The 20,456-nt window shown below is 51.8% G+C and carries 2 protein-coding genes; both read left to right on the top strand.

Annotated elements, in window-relative coordinates; all coding sequences use genetic code 11:
* The first annotated feature begins 15 nt into the window (after nt 1-15).
* Entirely contained in the window at nt 16-7,749 is a 7,734-nt protein-coding gene (locus AC2TDN_RS15280) for an amino acid adenylation domain-containing protein (RefSeq protein WP_484688609.1), read from the top strand.
* Between the two features lie 21 nt (nt 7,750-7,770).
* A complete protein-coding gene (locus AC2TDN_RS15275) occupies nt 7,771-20,445 on the top strand; it encodes a non-ribosomal peptide synthetase (protein ID WP_484688607.1) in 12,675 nt (4,224 codons plus the stop codon).
* Nucleotides 20,446-20,456 lie beyond the last annotated feature (11 nt).

Genomic DNA, 20,456 nt, shown 5'->3' with positions numbered 1-20,456 from the left:
TCAGAGAGGTGCGAAATGTCAACTTTTAAGAAAGAGCAAGTGAAGGATATTTATTATTTGTCTCCAATGCAGGAAGGCATGCTGTTTCATACCATCATGAGCCAGGACGCCTCCTATTTTGAGCAAATGACCGTTCGTATTCGCGGAGAGCTGAATGTCGCTTTGTTCGAAGAGAGCATGAACCGTATAGTTGCGCGCTACGATGTGTTTCGGACTACTTTCTTATATGACAAGGTCAAGCGCCCGGTGCAGGTTGTTCTCAAGGAACGCTCGCTAAAAATCCATGTTGAGGATTTGTCGGATTTAACCAAAGAGGCCCAAGAGGCAAGTCTTGAGTCCGCCAGACAAAAGGATCGTGAGAGAGGCTTCGACCTCTCTCACGATATCCCGACGCGTATGATTGTTTTCCGTCTTGCAGCGGACGAATACGAAATGATCTGGAGCCATCACCATATTCTAATGGACGGCTGGTGCCTTGGGATCATCATCAATGAATTATTCAGCATGTATGGCTGCTTGAAACGGCAGGAAACGCCTGCGCTCGCGCCGGCTCAGCCTTACAGCGATTACATCAAGTGGCTGGAGAAGCAAGACAAGGAGAAAGCTTTAACTTACTGGCGGGAGCTGCTTGGCGATTACGAGCAAGAGGCATCGCTTCCAAGGCGCAAAGCCCAGTCACTTGTTCAAGCCGAACATTATGAGCAAGCCGAGCTGCGATTCAGCTTTGGTCTGGAGCTGTCCCGCAAGCTGCAGGAGCTGGCAAGCAGCTGTCAGATTACGCTAAACAGCTTGTTCCAGACGTTATGGGGCGTGCTGCTTAAGCGGTACAACCATTTGGAGGACGTCGTGTTTGGCTCTGTCGTATCCGGCCGCCCATCGGAGCTGCCTGGTATTGAAACGATGGTTGGGCTGTTTATCAATACGATTCCGGTTCGCATACGATCGCTGGGGAATGAATCGTTCGCGGAGCTGGCTGCAAGCGTGCAGAGGAAGGCCATTGAATCGGAAGGTTATGACTATATGCCGTTATATGACATTCAAAATATGACGGAATTAAAAAACAGCCTGATTAATCATATTGTCGTGTTTGAAAACTATCCGATTGAAAAGGAAGTTTCAGAGAGCGGCTCGGAGGATACGCTTGGCTTCGATGTAGGCGATGTAAGCATGTATGAGCAGACGAGCTATGATCTGAACGTGATGGTTCTTCCGAGCGACGATTTGACAGTAAAGCTTAATTTCAATGCATCCATTTATGATCCGAAGCAGCTTGAGGCTATTGAAGGTCATCTGATTACGTTGGCTGAGCAAGCTGTTGCAAGCCCGGACATGCCCGTTCGCAGCATGCGAATCGTAACCGGCGAAGAGCAGCAGCTGCTGGAATCATTTAACGGTGATGCATGCGAGTATCAATCCGAGCATACGGTTCACCGTTTGTTTGAGGAGCAGGCAGCCCGTACGGGAGAAGCGGTTGCGATCGTGATGGGCGCTGAGCAAATCAGCTATGGCGAGCTGAATGCAGCGGCGAATCGGTTGGCGCATAGCTTGCGGCGGCAGGGCGTCAGCCCTGGCAAGACGGTCGGCATCATGGCGGAGCGCTCGATCGCATATGTGACGGGTGTGATAGCTGTATTGAAGGCTGGCGGCGCATTCGTGCCGATTGATCCAGACCTTCCGGAAGAGCGCGCCGCCTATATGCTGAATAACAGCGGAGCGGAAACGCTTTTGATCCAGCCGGATATGGCTGACAAGGCATCAACTATTGTTGGTGAGGATATCAAGTTGCAAATGCTGCAAGACGAGCTGTATGTGCAGCTGCCGTCTGACAATCTGCCTCCTTCAGCGATTTCGAACGATTTGTTTTATGTGATCTACACGTCCGGCACGACCGGGCAGCCCAAAGGGGTCATGCTTGAGCATAAAAACATGGTCAATTTACTTTCCTATGCATGGTCGAAAACAGCCGTTCCTTATCATACGAAGGTGCTGCAATACACGACGATCAGCTTCGACGTCTGCTATCAGGAAATCTTTTCGACGCTGCTGGCAGGAGGCACGCTTTGTTTAATCGATAACGATACGAAGCGCAGTGTTGAAAAACTAACATCGTGGATCGGCGAGCAATCGATTCCCGTCTTGTTTTTGCCGGTTCCCTTTCTCAAATTTGTATTTAATGAAAAAAGCTACGTAGAGCTGTTCCCGCCTTGCGTTAAGCACATCATAACCGCGGGCGAGCAGCTGGTCGTTTCGGATGGCCTTCGAGCTTATTTGAGAGAACGTGGCGTTACGCTCCACAACCATTACGGCCCATCGGAAACGCATGTTGTTACGACGTTGTCGCTCGGGGCAGCAGAGCCGATAGCCGAATTGCCGACGATCGGACGGCCGATTTCGAATACAGGCATTTATATTTTAAACAGCGGCTTGCAGCTTCAGCCCGTTGGCATACCCGGCGAGCTATATATCGCTGGAGACAATGTCGGGCGCGGCTATATCGGCAACGCCGAATTAACCGCAGAGAAATTTTTGCAGAACCCATACCGTCCCGCTGAGCGCATGTATCGCACTGGAGACCTCGCCTGCTGGCTTCCGAATGGGGAAATTGAATTGCGGGGCCGCATCGACCATCAAGTGAAAATTCGCGGTCATCGTATCGAGCTTGGCGAGATTGAGTCTCGTCTGCTCAATCATCCAGCTATTACGGAAGCGGCGGCACTCGCATACGAAGATGCTCAGAGCAGCAAATATTTATGTGCGTATTACGCGGCATCGGAAATGTTATCAGCAGTTGATCTGAGGGATTATATGCTTGAAGCGCTCCCTGATTACATGGTGCCGTCATTTTTCATTCAGCTTGAGAAGCTTCCGATTACGCCTAACGGGAAGACCGATCGAAGAGCGCTTCCGATGCCGGAGGGAGACGCAGGAACAGGAACTGCCTATGTCGCTCCGACAAATGAGCTGCAGCAAAAGCTGGCTGCAATATGGGAAGAGGTGCTTGGAGTTGCCCAAGTCGGCATTTGCGACAACTTCTTCGCACTGGGAGGGCATTCCCTTAAAGCGATGATGCTCGTATCCAGCATAAGCAAGCAGTGCGGCATCGACGTTCCGCTTAAAATGCTTTTCGAGAGACCGACTATTGAAGCACTGACTACATATCTTTCAGCTCCAAATCAGCCTGATTCCGAACACGTTTCGACGGTTTCGGCCGTTCCGCAGGCGAAGAAGCAGCCTATGTACCCTGCCTCGTCCGCGCAGAGACGGATGTTTGTACTCCAACAATTGGGCGCGGCTCATACGGGCTATAACATTCCCGGCATATTTCTGCTTGAGGGCGAAATCGATGCCGTCCGATTCGAAGCGGCGATGCAAAAGCTGGTTGAGCGACATGAATCGCTGCGAACCTCCTTCATACTTACCGATGGCGAGCCTATGCAGCGCATACACGACAGCATTTCTTTTCATGTGAATAGGATCGATGTTTCAGAACAATCGGAAGCCTTGCATGAGCCCGAAAAGCTGATCGAACGTTTTGTCCGGCCTTTCGATCTATTAGCAGCGCCGTTATTTCGCGTAGAGCTGGTTAAGCTGGCTGCTGACCGTCATTTGCTGCTATTTGATCTGCATCATATTATCGCAGACGGCGTTTCGCTAGGCATTATCATTGATGAATTCACGGCATTGTATCGAGGCGAGGAGCTGCCGGAGCTGCGCATCCACTATAAGGATATTGCCGTCTGGCAAAACAGCCTCGTCGGATCGGAGGCTTTCAGCAGGAAGGAAGCGTTCTGGCTGGAGCAATTTTCAGGAGATTTGCCGCTGCTTGACCTTCCAACCGATTACGCGCGGCCTGCTATTAGAAGCTTTGAGGGCGAGCATTTGTCTATGCTTCTTGAACCGAGGCTTGCAGCTGCGCTCGAGGAGCTTGCAGCGAAGGAAGGCGTTACCCTGTACATGGTGATGCTTGCTGCATACTTTGGACTGCTGTACAAATATACCGGCCATACGGATATCATCGTCGGTTCTCCGGTAGCTGGACGAACGCATGAAGATATGAATCAAATCGTCGGGATGTTTGTGAATACGTTGGCTCTTCGTGCGAAGCCGGAAGGGAAAAAGACATTCCGTGCTTTGCTGAAAGAAGTGAAGGAGACTTCATTGTCTGCGTTCGAGCATCAGGACTATCCTTATGAAACGCTGCTGGAGAAGCTGGATTTGCCGCGTGATTTGAGCCGAAATCCTTTGTTCGACGCGGTGTTCATGGTACAGAATCTATCAGAAGGCGCAGAAGATCCGAACGGGTTAAAAGTAAGTGCCCATGAATTTGAAAATAAATGGTCCAAATTCGATTTGACGCTCATGGCTGAGCCATCTAGCAAAGGAATAACGCTAGGCGTTGAATTCAGTACATCCTTGTTCAACAAGGATACGATGGAGCTGTTTCTGAGCTGCTATACGGAAATATTGACATCTATCGTTCGGCGGCCAGAGCTGACACTTGCGGAAATCAATATGCTCACAGCTGAAGACAGCCGGAGACTGCTGGAGGATTTCAACGATACACGAAGCGAGCTTCCGGCTGACGAAACCGTTCATTCACTGTTCGAGCAGCAAGCAAGCTTTAATCCTGATGCCGCTGCTTTGAGCCTAGGCAGCATTACGCTTTCCTATGCAGAGCTTAATGCCAAGGCCGATAAGATGGCTGATAAATTTCGTCATGCCGGTATTGGAGCGGAAGCGATTGTTGGCGTGTTGATGGAGCGATCAACCGAGATGGTCGTATCGCTGCTGGCTATTATGAAAGCCGGCGGAGCCTATTTGCCGATCGACATCGATTATCCCGATGAACGGATTCAGTACATCGTCCGGGATAGCGGAGCCAAGCTTCTCGTTACGAGGCAGCTTGACTATGACAAGGTTCGGGCAAGCGTAGATACGCAAAGCAATTTGCTCATATACGAGGAGCTTATGGGTCTGGGAGCAGAAGGTCAGGAGCTTGGTGAATTGACCGCCGCCGCCGAAACGCTCACGAGCATCGATCAAGCGCAGGGTGAGCAGCAACAGCCAATTATTTCGTCCGGGAGCTTGGCATACGTCATCTATACCTCCGGAACAACCGGCATGCCGAAGGGGACGATGCTGGAGCATAAGGGGCTTGTTAATTTACAGGTTTATTTCCAAAACCAGTACGGCATTGGCAAGGAGGATCGAATCGCCCAGTTCGCAAGCAGCTCGTTCGACGCATCGGTTTGGGAAATATTTATGGCGCTGTTCACCGGAGCAAGCCTCCATATCGTTCCGAAGGAAGCGATGAATGATTATGCAAGCTTCGAAGCCTCTATGAACGAGGAGCGAATTACAGTCATTACGCTTCCTCCTACTTTTGCCATTCATCTGGAGCCGAAGCGGCTGCCTTACTTGCGGCGTCTCATTACCGCTGGTTCTGCCTCTTCAAGAGAGCTTGTCACCCGGTGGGTTGACCATGTAAGCTACGTCAATGCCTATGGTCCGACGGAGACGACGATATGCGCGACCGCTTGCGAGATTAACGAGCAGCCGCTTGAAGCTTCATCGTCCATACCGATCGGCAAGCCTATTGCGAATACGAAAATATTTATTGTCAGCCAGGACAACCAGCTGCAGCCGATCGGCGTACCTGGGGAATTATGCATCGGAGGCGTAGGCGTGGCTAGAGGTTATTTAAACCGGCCGGAGCTGACCGAGGAGAAGTTCGTTGCTTGTCCTTACCTGATTGGCGAGCGGATGTACCGAACCGGAGATTTAGCACGCTGGCGGCCTGACGGCAGCATCGAATATTTGGGGCGGATCGATCATCAGGTGAAAATTCGCGGTTACCGAATCGAGCTTGGTGAGATTGAAGCGGCGATGGTTCAGATGAGCAGCGTTGTTGAAGCTATCGTGCTCGATCTTGTTGACGGGCAAGGCGATGCTTATCTTTGCGCCTTCTATACGGCTCAAAACGGGCTTGAGCCGGCCGAGCTGCGTGAGCATCTGGAAGCTAAGCTTCCTAGCTTTATGCTTCCGCCACGCCTCATTCCATTAGAGAGGATGCCGCTCACAGCGAATGGAAAGATCGACCGTCCTGCTTTGCGGCAAACCGCTGGATCGCTGCTTGAATCCGGATCGCAGCATATCGCGCCTCGAACATTGACGGAAGTGAAGCTCGCAGCTATTTGGTCCGAGCTGCTTGGCGCCGAGCGAGTCGGTGTGCAGGACGATTTCTTCAAGCTTGGCGGCCACTCGCTGAAAGCGATGAACCTCATATCCAAAGTTGTGCAAGCCTTTGGCGTAAAGCTGGAGCTCAGCTCGTTGTTTGAGAGCTCGACACTCGAAGCTTTAGCATCGGCGATTGACCGCAAGGAGCGAATAGTGACAGCAGCAATTGTACCGCTGCCGAGCAGTCCGCATTATGCAGTGTCAGCCGCTCAGCGCCGCATGTACATTATGCATCAATTCGATGGCGAAGGAACGGGCTACAATATGCCAGGCGCGATGATCATACAGGGAGAATTGAATCCTGACCGATTGCAGGACGCCTTCCGCAGCATCATTCAGCGCCATGAGACATTCCGGACAACGTTTCATTCCATAGGGGGAGAGCCGGTACAGAAAGTTCACGATGAGGCTGCGTTCGAAATTTCATATCGGCATGCAGGCGAAGCCGAGCTGGAAAGTGTATTAAACGAATTTGTTCAGCCATTCGATTTGGAGCAGGCGCCTTTGCTGCGTGTAGGGCTTGTCATGCTTGAGCCGTCAAAGCATCTGCTTATGTTCGATATGCATCATATTATTTCTGACGGTGTATCAATGGCTATTCTGGTTCGAGAGTTTGCCGAGCTTTACGCCGGGCGTTCGCTTCCAGCTTTAAACCTGCAGTATAAAGACTTTGCCGCATGGCAGAACCAGCTTTTTGCCTCCTCTGCCTATGAGCGTATGGAAGCTTTTTGGCTAGCGCAATTTGAGGGAGGCGTTCCGCAATTAGCGCTTCCGACTGATTTCAGTAGAGCGGAGAAACGAGATTTTGCAGGCGATGCGATTACGTTTAGCACAATTCCGGGCCTAAAAGATAAGCTGCTGCTATTGAGTGAGGAAACAGGCTCAACGGTATTCATGGTGCTGCTTGCGGCTTATCACGTCTTGCTCTCTAAGTACTCGGGACAGTCTGACATCGTTATTGGTGTTCCGGCTGCGGGACGACCGCTTGCTGAGCTCGAGCAAGTGATGGGCATGTTCGTTAATACGCTGGCGCTTAGAAACATTCATGATGCCGATTTATCGTTTACGGAATTTGTTCTTCAAGTAAAAACACTTACGCTCGAAGCTTTCGAGCATCAGGACTTTCCGCTGGAGCAGCTAATAGCGAGACTAGATTTGCAGCGGGACTTAAGCCGCAACCCATTATTCGATACCGTCTTCAGCCTGCAAAATATTGCGGGTGAGGCAGAGGAAATCGACGGCTTGCAGTTTGTGCCTTATGAACTAGGCAGCTCGATTGCGAAGTTCGATTTGACGCTGTCGGCGGTTGAGGATGAGGAGGGCTTCAGATTCTCCTTCGAATATGCAGCAGCGTTGTTCAAACGGGACACGATTGACCGGCTGGCGCAGCATTATATCAAGGTGCTGGAGGCTGTAACGAACGATTCAAGCATCCGTATCGGCGACATACAGCTGATTGAAGCCGAGCAAATGGATAATTTGCTGGGGGAAGACGTACAGTTTCAATTCTGATTCGGTTGGAGGAGACTCGTAATGATCGATAAATACGCGCAACAAATGCTGCTGACGAGCGGCCGTTACGATAAGGAGCAGCATTTTTGGGCTCAAAAGCTGCAGGATGACATCGGCATGAGCGTGCTTCCGCGGATGATTATCCAAGGCAGCTCTGCCTCATCCGCGAAGGCAGCCAGTGGTATCGGCACTTATCTTCATGTTGTTGATGAGGCAGCTGCAGCCAAGCTGAAAGCAGCGGCAAGCACGGAATACGGCCTGTTTATGCTGCTGTTATCCGGCGTCAGCTATTTGGTGCACCACCATGCATCGGCAGGTCAAGCCCGGATTGGGGTGCCGGTGTTTAAGCAGCATAAAGATTTGAAAGAGCCGGTCAATAAGCTGCTGGTCATTCATACCGAATATAAGAGCGAGCATACCTTCCGCGACTTTGCAGGTCATGTCCGTCAAGCCGTGACGGAGGCGAATGAGCATCAGAACATTCCGTTTCACACCTTGGCCGAATATGCGCAGATTGCGTTATCGGAGGATGGAATAGCAGATTTGCCAATTCTCGTCATGCTGGAGGGTGTCCACGCTAGAAACGATGCGGCTAATATTCGATCAAGCATAGCCTTTGTGTTCCGTAAGGATGAGAATCGCTTGGAGGTCGCAATCGAATACGACTTACAACGATTTAGTGAGCAAAATGTGGTTTCATTAGCCGCTCATCTTAATCTTGCGCTTAAAGGGATTGAAACACCGGACGTGCCGTTATCGCAGCTTGTTCTGCTTTCTGAGGAAGAAAGACAGCTATTGCTGCACACTTTTAATGATACGTCGCTTGATTTACCCCAAGGACGAACGCTGCATGGTCTGTTCGAGGAGCAGGCCTTTCGATCGCCTGAGAGAACAGCTGTCCAATTCGGCACGGAGCGTCTTACATACCGCGAGCTGAATGCGCGCGCCAATCGGCTTGCGCGTACGCTTCGCGCACGCGGAGCAGCTGCGGATACAGTAGTTGCCGTAATGGCAGAGAGATCAAACGAGATGATCGTAGCGATTCTAGCTGTCATGAAGGCAGGAGCAGCCTATCTTCCGATTGACCCGGCTTATCCGAAAGAGCGTAGAGATTATTTAATCCATGACAGCCTTGCTAATCTCGTACTTGCACAAACCCATCTGATGGCCGAATGCGGTGCAGCGCAGACGCTTGATCTAGGCGACGAGGCTGCTTATGATGCGGATGATTCCGATTTGACAGCTCTGGCTGGGCCAGAGCATATGGCTTATCTCATCTACACATCAGGTACAACCGGACAGCCAAAGGGTGTTATGGTCGAGCATCGCGGAGTTGCAAACTCGATTCAATGGCGAGCAGCCGAGTACGGTTTAACGGAACAGGATGTCGTGCTTCAACTGTTTTCCTTCTCGTTCGACGGCTTTGTGACAAGCTTCTTCACGCCGATCATTTCCGGAGCAACGGTCGTGCTCGTTTCCGAAGAGGAAGCGAAGGACCCGTTGTCTCTCAGAAGGCATATCGCCGAAGCGGGAGTGACGCATTTCATAAGTGTACCAAGCTTGTATGGGGTCATTATAGACGGCATGAAGCCGGAGGCTGCCTGCTCCCTGCGTATTGTGACTTTGGCAGGAGAACGAATCCCAGACGCACTCCTTGAACGGAGCCGGAAAATAGCGCCGCAAGCGGAGCTTGTGAACGAGTATGGTCCGACAGAAACCAGCGTAGTCGCTACGATTTGCCGTCAGTTAAAGGCAGATGAAGCGGTAACGATCGGCAGACCGATCGCAAACACGGCTATATATATCGTTAACGAGCATTTGCAGCTTATGCCGATAGGTGTTCCCGGCGAGCTGTGTATTGCGGGTGCCGGGCTTGCTCGGGGCTATTGGATGAGGCCGGAGCTGACCGCTGAGAAATTCGTGAATTGTCCTTACCAGCAGGGGGAGCGGATGTATCGTACCGGCGATCTTGCCCGCTGGCTCCCGGATGGGCGGATCGAATATATAGACCGGATCGACCATCAAGTCAAAATTCGCGGCTATCGCATTGAGCTTGGGGAGATTGAAGCTGCGGTGCTGAGTCATCCGACTGTCGAGGAAGCCGTCGTCGTTGCACGTGATGATGCGAATGGGCAAAAGACGCTATGCGCTTATTTGACTGCGGATGACGAGCTTGCACTCCTAGACATCAAGGAAAGACTAGCGGCTGAGCTTCCATCGTATATGGTGCCGACGCATTTCGTTCAGCTTGATCGCATGCCGCGCCTGCCAAATGGCAAGCTGGATCGAAAAGCGCTTCCGGAGCCAGACTTCACATCAGCAATAACCGGCGATGCTGTGGAATATACCCCGCCTTCGAATGATACGGAGGAACGATTATGTGCTATGTGGCAGGAGCTGCTTGCGGTGCCGGTCATCGGAACGAAGGATCATTTTTTCAAAAGAGGGGGACATTCCCTTAAAGCGATGACGATGATATCGCAAATCAATCAAGCTTTCGGGATAGAGGTTCCGCTCCGCGTTATTTTCGAATCGCCGGTTATTGAAGCGATATCGGACTATATTATCCGGCAGAAGGAGTCTGGTCTTGGCCATACCTATTCAGCGATTGAGGCGGTGACGGCAAGAGCTTATTATCCGGTATCTTCGGCACAGAAACGGATGTATGTTGTCAGCTCTCTTGAGGGTTCGGGGACAAGCTATAATTTGCCGGGCTTCATCTTTATTGAAGGGGAGCTCAACGTCCCTCTGCTGCAATCGGCTTTTCGCCAATTAGTTAATCGTCATGAAACGCTTCGGACCCGCTTTGAGGCTGTAGATGGGGAGCCGGTGCAGATCATAGAGGAGCATGCCCAGCTTCATGTTCCTTATTCGGAAGCGGATGAATCCGAAACCGAACGCTTGACGGAAGCGTTCATCCGTCCGTTCGAGCTGAATGCTGCACCGCTCTTCCGGGTGGAGCTGGTCAAATTAAAGGAAAACAAGCATTTGCTGCTGTACGACATGCATCACATTATTTCCGATGGCGTGTCGGCTGGCATAGTGGTCAAGGAGTTTGTTGAGCTGTATCAAGGCACAAGCCTAGAGCCGCTGCGCGTTCAGTATAAGGATTACGCGGTGTGGCAGCAGGAGCGGCTAGGTTCAGCTCAATTGAAAGCGCAGGAGCAATACTGGCTGAATCGGTTCTCCGGCGAGCTTCCGGTGCTTGATCTTCCGACCGACTTTCCGCGCCCGCCTGTACAGAGCTTTCATGGCGGCGTCGTAACGCAGCTAGCAGACTGGCCGCTGCTGAACCAGCTGCAAGTACTTGCGAAGAAAACGAATACGACATTGTATATGGTACTGCTCGCTGCTTATAACGTCCTGCTGGCCAAATATTCGGGAAAAGAAGATATCATCATCGGATCACCAACCGCAGGCCGTCAGCATGCGGATACAGAACCGATGATCGGGATGTTCGTCGGGACGCTAGTTATGCGGAACAGGCCGGAAGCGGATAAATCCTTTGCGACTTTCCTGCAGCAAGTAAAGGAATCTACGCTCGAAGCCTTTGATAATCAAGGATATCCGTTCGAATCATTGATCGAGAAGCTTGGGCTTAGGCGGGACATTAGCCGCAATCCGCTGTTCGATACGATGTTTATTTTGCAAAATATGGATCTTGAAGCGACCGGTCTGCCTGGTCTAAGCTTCATTCCGCTCGCCTCTGAGGCGCATGTGTCCAAGTTTGATTTGTCTCTGCAGGCGAGAGAAGCAGAGGAGGGGCTGCTGCTTAGCGCAGAGTACAGCTCTGCTTTATATCGTGAGGAGACCGTTAAGCGGATGCTTGGTCATTTTATCGAAATATTGAAGAGCATAGCCGCTCGGCCAAACGGTGCTATCCGTGAGATCGAAATCATTACAGGTGGCGAGAAGCAGGTTATACTGCGGGTCTTTAATGACAGCCGCACCGCTTATCCGCGTGATGCCTCCATTGCAGAGCTGTTCCAGAAACAAGCTGAGCAAACGCCTGTGCATCATGCTGTCACCTATCGCGGACGACAGCTGAGCTACAAGGAGCTTAATGCCTATGCCAATCGAGTAGCCCGCACGCTTCAAAAGAACGGGATTGGCCGCGGCCATACCGTAGGCATCTATGCTGACCGATCGCTTGAGATGATCGTCGGTATCCTAGGCATTTTGAAAGCAGGAGCTGCCTTCGTCACGCTCGATCCGCTATTTCCGGAGGAGCGGATTCGATTCATGCTGGAGGACAGTGCAGCATCGGCTTGCTTGACATTCGAAACCAAGCCGTTGACAAGCCTGCATATCGGCTGGTTTGAGCTGACACAATTGATGTCGAGTGAGACTGCCGAGGATGAGGATTTTAACGCAGCTATTGCGCCAGACGACCTTGCCTACTTCATGTATACGTCAGGCTCTACCGGCAATCCGAAGGGAGTTATGGTTGAGCAGCGGAGTGTCGTCCGACTCGTGAAAGGAACGAAATACGCTTCCTTCGATTCTGACGGACGTTTGCTGCTGACGGGCTCTGTCGGCTTTGATGCGATTACGTTTGAAATATTTGGAGCTCTGTTGAATGGCATGACGCTGCATATTGTGGACAAGGATGTGCTGCTTCATTCAGAACAGCTGGCTGCCTATATTCGCGAGCACCGGATTACGTTGATGTGGTTGACAGCGCCGCTGTTTAACCAGCTATCGGAAGAGAATCCGAGCATGTTTGCTGGTGTTCGTCAATTAATTATCGGGGGAGATGTGTTATCTCCGCGCCATATTAACCGCGTGCGCCGCAGCACGCCGGGACTATCCTTGATTAACGGTTACGGTCCAACTGAAAATACGACTTTCTCGACGACGTTTCCAATTGAGTCTGATTTTGAGGATTCTATTCCGATCGGCATGCCAATCAGCAACTCGACAGCCTATATCGTGAATGAAGCTGGCCATCTGCAGCCGATTGGCGTCCCTGGCGAGCTTGTGGTTGGAGGCGACGGTGTCGGCCGCGGGTATGCGAATCTACCGGAAATGTCAGCAGAGAAATTTGTTCCAAACCCGTACGAGCATGGAGAACGGATGTATAAAACCGGGGATCTCGCGCGATGGCGCGCAGATGGCGTGATCGAATATTTGGGCCGGATTGACCAGCAGGTAAAAATTCGCGGCTATCGGATCGAGCTTTCAGAGATCGATTCCGCTTTGTTGAAGCTGCAGGGAATGAAGGAAGCATGCGTAGTTGCGAGTGAGGACCAGAACGGACAAAAGGCTCTATGCGCTTATTATGTCAGTGAAGCTGAGCTAGTTGCTTCGGAGCTTCGTGCGGCGCTGGCACAGCAGCTTCCAGCCTATATGATTCCGCTATGCTTCATGCAGCTGGAACGGTTCCCGCTAACTGCTAATGGCAAAATCGATCGCCGCGCACTGCCGAAGCCTGATTTCACGGCAGCCGCAGCTCAAAGCGCGGGTTATGTGCCGCCTCGCACCGATACGGAAACGCAGCTAGCTGCGTTATGGGAAGAAGTGCTCGGCACGCAGCCTGTTGGTGTGACCGATGATTTCTTCGCTCTGGGCGGTCATTCCTTGAAAGCAATGACGCTAATCGCCCGAATGAAACGGCATTTTGGTGTTGACGTTCCGCTGCGAAAGCTGTTTGAAGCGGCGACAGTGGAAGCATTGGCCATCTATATGGATCAGGCGGATAAAGAGGTACAGACCGCAATAGGCAGAGCGCCTGAGCAGCCGTATTATCCGCTGTCGCCAGCTCAGGAACGATTGTTTGTGTTAAGCCGGTTCGAGGGAGCTGGCATCAGCTACAATCTTCCGCGTGTCATGACGATAGATGGGCCGCTTGAATGGGAGCATGTGCAGCTTGTATTCCGCAAGCTGGTCTCCCGTCACGAAGCGCTTCGCACCTCATTTAGTCTGGTAGACGGCGAACCCGTCCAGCATATTGCTTCAGACGATGATATTTCGTTTGGCATTAGCTTGCGTCTAGCAGAGGAATCTGATTTATCCGAGCTTATCGAAGCCTTTATTCGGCCATTCGATTTGGAGCAGGCACCGCTTCTTCGGGTAGAGCTGATCCAGCTCTCGGAGGAGAAGCACATTCTGCTATGCGATATGCACCATATTATTGCCGATGGCGTGTCGATGAGCCTCTTCATGAAGGAATTCGCCGAGCTCTATGAAGGCGAGGAGCTGCCTCCGCTGCGCATTAGCTACAAGGATTTTGCCGTATGGCTAAGCAGCGGTGAAGGGAAGTCCGCCTTGAAGCGGCAAGAGCAATACTGGCTGGAGGCATTCGCGGAGGAAGTGCCGCTTCTGGCTTTGCCGACCGATTATTCGCGTCCCGCCGTGCAAAGCTTCAAAGGCGCAAATCATGCAATTCAAGCCGGCAGTGCGCTGAAAGACGCGCTGAATGTTGCGGCAGCCCGGACAGGAACGACCTTATATATGGTCCTTCTTGCAGCGTACAAAGTGCTGCTCCACAAATACAGCGGCCAGACCGATATCGTCGTCGGTACGCCGGTGGCGGGACGTCCGCATGCGGATGTAGAGTCGGTAATCGGCATGTTTGTTAATACGCTTGCCCTGCGCAGCAACCCCGAGGCGTCCAAAAATTTCGGACAGCTGCTGGAGGAAGTGAAGCAATCTACGCTAGCGGCGCTGGACAATCAGCATTATCCGTTCAATACGCTGGTAGAAAAGCTGAATCTGCCGCGCGATTTGAGCAGGAATCCGCTCTTTGACACGATGTTCAGCCTGCAAAATATCGATATGGGCACGCGGGAGCTGACTGGGCTCCGAATTGAGCCGTTCCATTTTGAGGGCGGCGCCGCCAAGTTCGATTTATCGCTTGAAGCTACGGAGACGGAAGACGATCTTATCATAAGCTTCGAGTATGGAACTTCCCTCTTCAAGCGCGAGACGATTGAACGGATGGGTGATCATTTTGTTCGTATTTTAAAAGAGGTTGCCGGTAATCCCGAGGTGCTGCTTGCAGATATCGATATGATGACCGGTGAAGAAAAAGCGAAATTGATGGAGCAGTTTAATGATACGGAAGCAGAATTTCCAGCTGAGACGACGCTATACGAATGGTTTGAAGCTCAAACGGACAAAACGCCAGACGCCGTCGCTGTAGTGGATGACAGCCGAACGCTAACGTATCGTGAGCTGAACGCCAAAGCTAATCGGTTGGCATATAAGCTGCGTGCGAGCGGCGTCGGTCCAGACCGCATCGTGCCGCTTATGCTGGAACGCGCCGCTGAGATGATCGTCGGCATTCTCGCTATTCAGAAAGCGGGAGGAGCTTATCTGCCTATCGATCCTGATTTTCCGGAAGAGAGAATTCAGTACATGCTGGAGGATTCCGGAGCAAAATGGCTGCTGACGCAAACGAAGTTTGTGGCAAAAGCGCGTTCACTGCAGGTTGGCGAAGTGATTGATCTTAATGATCCAGCGTCTTATGCGGACGGGGAAGATCGTAATTTAAAGCCGATCGCAGGGCCGTGTCATCTCGCATATGTGATTTATACCTCTGGCTCTACTGGCAAGCCAAAAGGCGTCATGATCGAGCATAGAGCTGCGATTAACCGTATTCACTGGATGCAAAAGGCGTATCCGATAAACGAGAACGACGTTATTTTGCAAAAAACACCGTATACGTTCGACGTTTCCGTCTGGGAAATGTTCTGGTGGGGCATTACCGGAGCAAAGGTTTGCTTCCTGAAGCCGGGAGGGGAGAAGGACCCGGAGGAAATCGTTCAGGCGATCGAGCGAAGCCGTGTAACGACGCTGCATTTTGTTCCATCTATGCTCGGTTTGTTCCTCGAATATATTGCCAGTGGTTCGCACGCGGAGCGGCTGCCTAGCCTGCGCCTGTTATTCGCAAGCGGTGAAGCGCTCCAGCTCGATCAAGTGAGGCGATTCAACAAGGAGCTTTACAGCAGGCATGGCACTAAGCTGATTAACTTATACGGCCCGACCGAGGCTGCCATTGACGTCTCGTACTTTGACTGCTCGACAAATGATGCAGCGGGTATCGTTCCTATAGGTAAGCCGATTGATAACATTCAGCTGTATGTGGTGAACGGGGATTTCCATCTTCAGCCGATTGGCATTCCAGGTGAGCTATGTATAGCCGGAATTGGTTTGGCTAGAGGTTATGTGAACAACCCTGCACTGACAGCAGAGAAGTTTGTAGACAATCCGTTTGCTCCCGGCACAAAAATGTACCGTACAGGCGACTTGGCGCGCTGGCTGCCGGACGGGAATGTGGAATATTTGGGGCGGCTTGATTTTCAGGTCAAAATTCGCGGTTACCGCATCGAGCTAGGCGACATCGAAACCGCGCTGCAAAGGCATGAGGCTGTTCGCGATACGGTGGTTGTCGCCTTGCAGGATAAGGAGAAGCTCAGCTTCCTGTGCGCTTATTTTACGGCTGACCGCGAGCTGAACGTAAGCGAGCTGCGCGAGCATCTAGGGAACGGACTCCCTGCGTATATGATTCCTTCGCATTTCGTTCAGCTGGAGCGCTTGCCGCTATCCTCCAATGGCAAAATAAACAGGAAAGCCTTGCCTGAGCCTGAAGGACAACTGGCAACAGGCGCAGCGTATGTCGCACCTCGAACGCCAACCGAGGAGCTGCTTGTCAGCCTATGGCGAGAGGCCCTTGCCGTTGAAAGCATTGGCGTGCTGGACAGCTTCTTCGCTCTCGGAGGCCACTCGCTCAAAGCGATGGCGCTGCTCGCGCAGATGCATAAGGCATGCGGAGTCGAGGTTCCGCTTCGCTATCTATTCGAATCGCCTACAATCGAAGCGGCTGCACGCTATATCGACGGGCATGCCAAGAAATCCTATAGCCCGATCAGACCCGCGCCTAAGAAGGAATTATATGCAGTGTCTTCGGCACAGAAGCGCATGTACATTCTCGACCTGTTTGAAGGAAAAGGGACAAGCCTTGCCTATAACATGCCGGCTGTCGTTGGTTTGGAAGGGATTATCGATGCAGAACGATTTGAACAGGCGCTGCAAAAGCTCGTTGCAAGGCATGAGCCGCTGCGCACTTCCTTCTATTTAGTGGACGGTGAACCGTTTCAGCGTATTCACGACACGGTTGATATGCAGCTGGAGCGCTATCAAGCAAGCTCCGAGGAAGCGGCAGGGCAATTGCTCGAAGAATGGTTCCGACCATTTGATTTGGCAGCTGCGCCTCTGCTGCGCGCGGCTCTCATCCAAATCTCAGAGCATAAGCATGTATTTGCATATGACATGCATCACATCGTTTCGGATGGCGTATCAGGCTCGATCTTCTTGCAGGAGCTCATTAAGCTGTATGAAGGTGAGGACCTGTCGGAGCTTGTGCTGCACTATAAGGACTTTGCCTTATGGCAGAACGAATGGTTGGAGAGCGAGGCTTTCGCTGAGCAGGAGCAATACTGGCTGAAACAATTTGCAGGGGGAGACTTACCGCTTCTAGAGCTTCCGACCGACTATGCGCGTCCAGCCGTTAAGAGCTTCTCCGGCGCTGTAGCCGCGTTTGAAGCAAACTCCGATTTGACGGACAGGCTTGAGAGGCTGGCGCAGCATTCCGGAGCGACCTTGTACATGGTATTGCTTGCAGCATATAAAATTTTGCTTGCTCGTTATTCGGGACACCCGGATATCGTGGTCGGTGCTCCGATCGCGGGACGCTCGCATGCCGATACGTCAGGCATGCTTGGCATGTTCGTAAATTCATTGGCCATTCGCAGCTCGCTTAACGCGGATCGTTCCTTCCGGGAGTTTCTGTCAGACGTGAAGCAAAATGCGCTGAATGCATTCGAGCATCAGGATTATCCGTTTGAAATGCTGGTCGAGAAGCTGCAGCTTCCGCGTGATCTAAGCCGCAATCCGCTGTTCGATACCGTGGTGGTTTGGCAAAATGCGGACGCTGAACGAAGCGAAACATCCGATGTCTCACATTCGCAAAACGAGCTTCGTATCGTACCATTCGGTCAAGAGCATAGCATTTCTAAATTCGATCTGTCCTTGATAGCAGCGCCAGGCGAGGGGACTTTACGACTAAGCTTTGAATATTGCACGGATCTGTTCCAGGAGGAGACCATTCAACGCATGACTGGTCATTTCCTGCGCATTCTTGAGGCAGCTGCGTATTCGCCTGATTCCGTCATTGGACAAATAGATCTGATGTCTAACGGGGAAAAGCAGTGGCTGTCCGAAATGAATGCGACTGAGCGCGAGTATACAGGCGCTAGTCTGCTGCACGGTCTGTTCGAGGAGCAGGCAAGCCTGCATCCGTCACAGCCGGCTATCGTACAAGGGGAGTCATCCCTGTCGTACGCGCAGCTTAATGCGAGGGCCAATCAATTAGCCCGCGTCATTCGAGGCCGCGGCATACAGCGAGGCGATATTGTCGCAATTGCGGCAGATCGATCGATTGAAATGGTCGTAGGCATGATAGCCATTATGAAAGCAGGCGCAGCTTACTTGCCGATCGATCCCGATTATCCTGCTGACCGCATCCGTTATTTGCTTGAGGATAGCAGAACGCCGCTGCTGCTGGCAAAAGCAAGCATGATAGAGGCATTGGAAATCGAATTCAGCGGCAGTCTGCTTAATCTGAATTCTGAAGACAGCTACGATGCGTCCCACTCGAACCCGGAATGGACCGTTTTGCCTGAGGATCTAGCTTATGTGATCTACACCTCTGGGACAACCGGCAAACCGAAGGGAGTCATGATCGAGCATCAAAGCATTGCCAATACGGTAAAGTGGAGGCGTGCCGAATTCGGATTCGGACCAGAGAACAAGGCGCTGCAAATGATGTCGTTCTCCTTCGATGCGTCCGTCATCAGCTTGTTTACGCCGCTTGCTTCAGGTTCGGTCAGCTATCTCGTGCCGAATGAAGAAGCAAAGGACCCGGTAGCATTGAAGAAGATGGTGTCAGCCTTTAAAATCACGAATCTAAACGGGGTGCCGAGCTTATTCGGTTCAATCATCCATTTGCTTGAGCCGGAAGAGGCTGGATCCATTCGTCAGATTATGCTTGGCGGTGAGCCTGTCAGCAGCGGCCTGGTTGCGCAAACGAAGCTAAAAAACGCAAAGGCAGAGCTGGTGAACGAATACGGGCCGACCGAGAGCAGCGTAATGTCCACCTATATGCGCGGGCTTGAGTCAAATCAGACCATTACGATTGGCAAGCCGATTGCCAACACAAAAATTTATATTGTAAACGATCGGATGCAGCTTCAGCCGATCGGTGTCAGAGGAGAGCTTTGCATTGCAGGCATCGGTCTTGCGCGCGGTTACTGGAATCAACAGGAGCTGACGGAGGAGAAATTCATCCCTTGTCCATTCGAGCCGGGCGAGCGCATGTACCGAACAGGCGATTCGGCGCGCTGGCTGCCAAATGGGATGATTGAATTTGCCGGACGCATCGATCAGCAGGTGAAGGTACGCGGCTATCGCATTGAGCTTGCTGAAATTGATGCGGTGCTGCTAAAGCAGCCTGACATTCGCGTTGCCTCTGTTCAAGCACTCGACGATGCGAGCGGACAAAAATATTTATGCGCCTATCTAGTCGCAGATAACGAAGAGGCGGTGCTGGCAGCCAAAGCTGCCATTGTCAAAGAGCTTCCAGCATATATGGTGCCTGCTCATTTCATTCGACTAGAGCGGCTTCCGTTAACGCCTAACGGCAAGATCGATATGAAGGCATTGCCGCAGCCAGACGTTCATGCATTGCGCAAGCCTTATATGGCGCCAAGAAATGAAGAGGAGCAAAAGCTTGCACAAATTTGGGAGGAGCTGCTCGGCGTCACTGAGGTGGGCATTCACGACAACTTCTTCGAGGTAGGCGGAAATTCGTTGAAGGCCACCATGCTTACGGCTAACGTGTATGAACAACTGCGGGTGGAGCTTCCATTCCTTGCCGTCTTCCAGCAGCCGACGATTGCGGAGCTTGCTAGCTACATAACAAGCCGCCGCATTCAGCGAAGCGCGGATCAGCCGATTACACTGCTCAATCGTTCAGCAGACAGGCATTTGTTCTGCTTCCCGCCGATTGCCGGCTACGGCTTCGTTTATCAAGAGCTGGGCGCATTGCTGGAAGAGGCAGGCATAGCTGTTTACGGCTTCGATTTCATTCATGAGGATGATCGAATCGAGCAGTATGTTGCATACATTCGCAGCGTACAGCCGGAAGGTCCATATCTTCTTCTCGGTTACTCAGCAGGCGGCAACCTGGCTTTCAATGTAGCCCAAATGCTTGAAGCCGAGGGGAGCAGCGTATCTGATCTCATCATGCTCGATGCCGAGCCTAAGAAGAAGGCGATCAAGCAGTCGGCTGAGCAGACGGAAGAGGAGGTCGGGAAAATTATCGAGCAGGAAGCAGAAGGCTCGCAATATGGAGCGTACCTGCAAAATAATATGATCCGCGATGCGATTTACCGGCACATCGTCGCCTATATGTCCTTTCTGAATAAGCTTGACAACAAGGGCAAGCTTGCAGCCGACATCCATTTCATCGAGTCCGAAGGCAAGGAGCTGAGCCTGCTTCAACGCCAGCTTAACTGGAGCAAGCATACGACCGGCAGGCATCTTAAATATAAAGGCGCCGGCACGCATGAGGATATGCTCGAGCCTGCACATATTACGGCTAATGCGGAATTGATCCGACAGCTGCTTGGCTGATCGGGAAAGGA

This window comes from Paenibacillus sp. Y660 (assembly GCF_057221575.1).
Note: the sequence above shows the minus strand (reverse complement) of the source record. Positions and strands in the feature narration are given on the sequence as shown.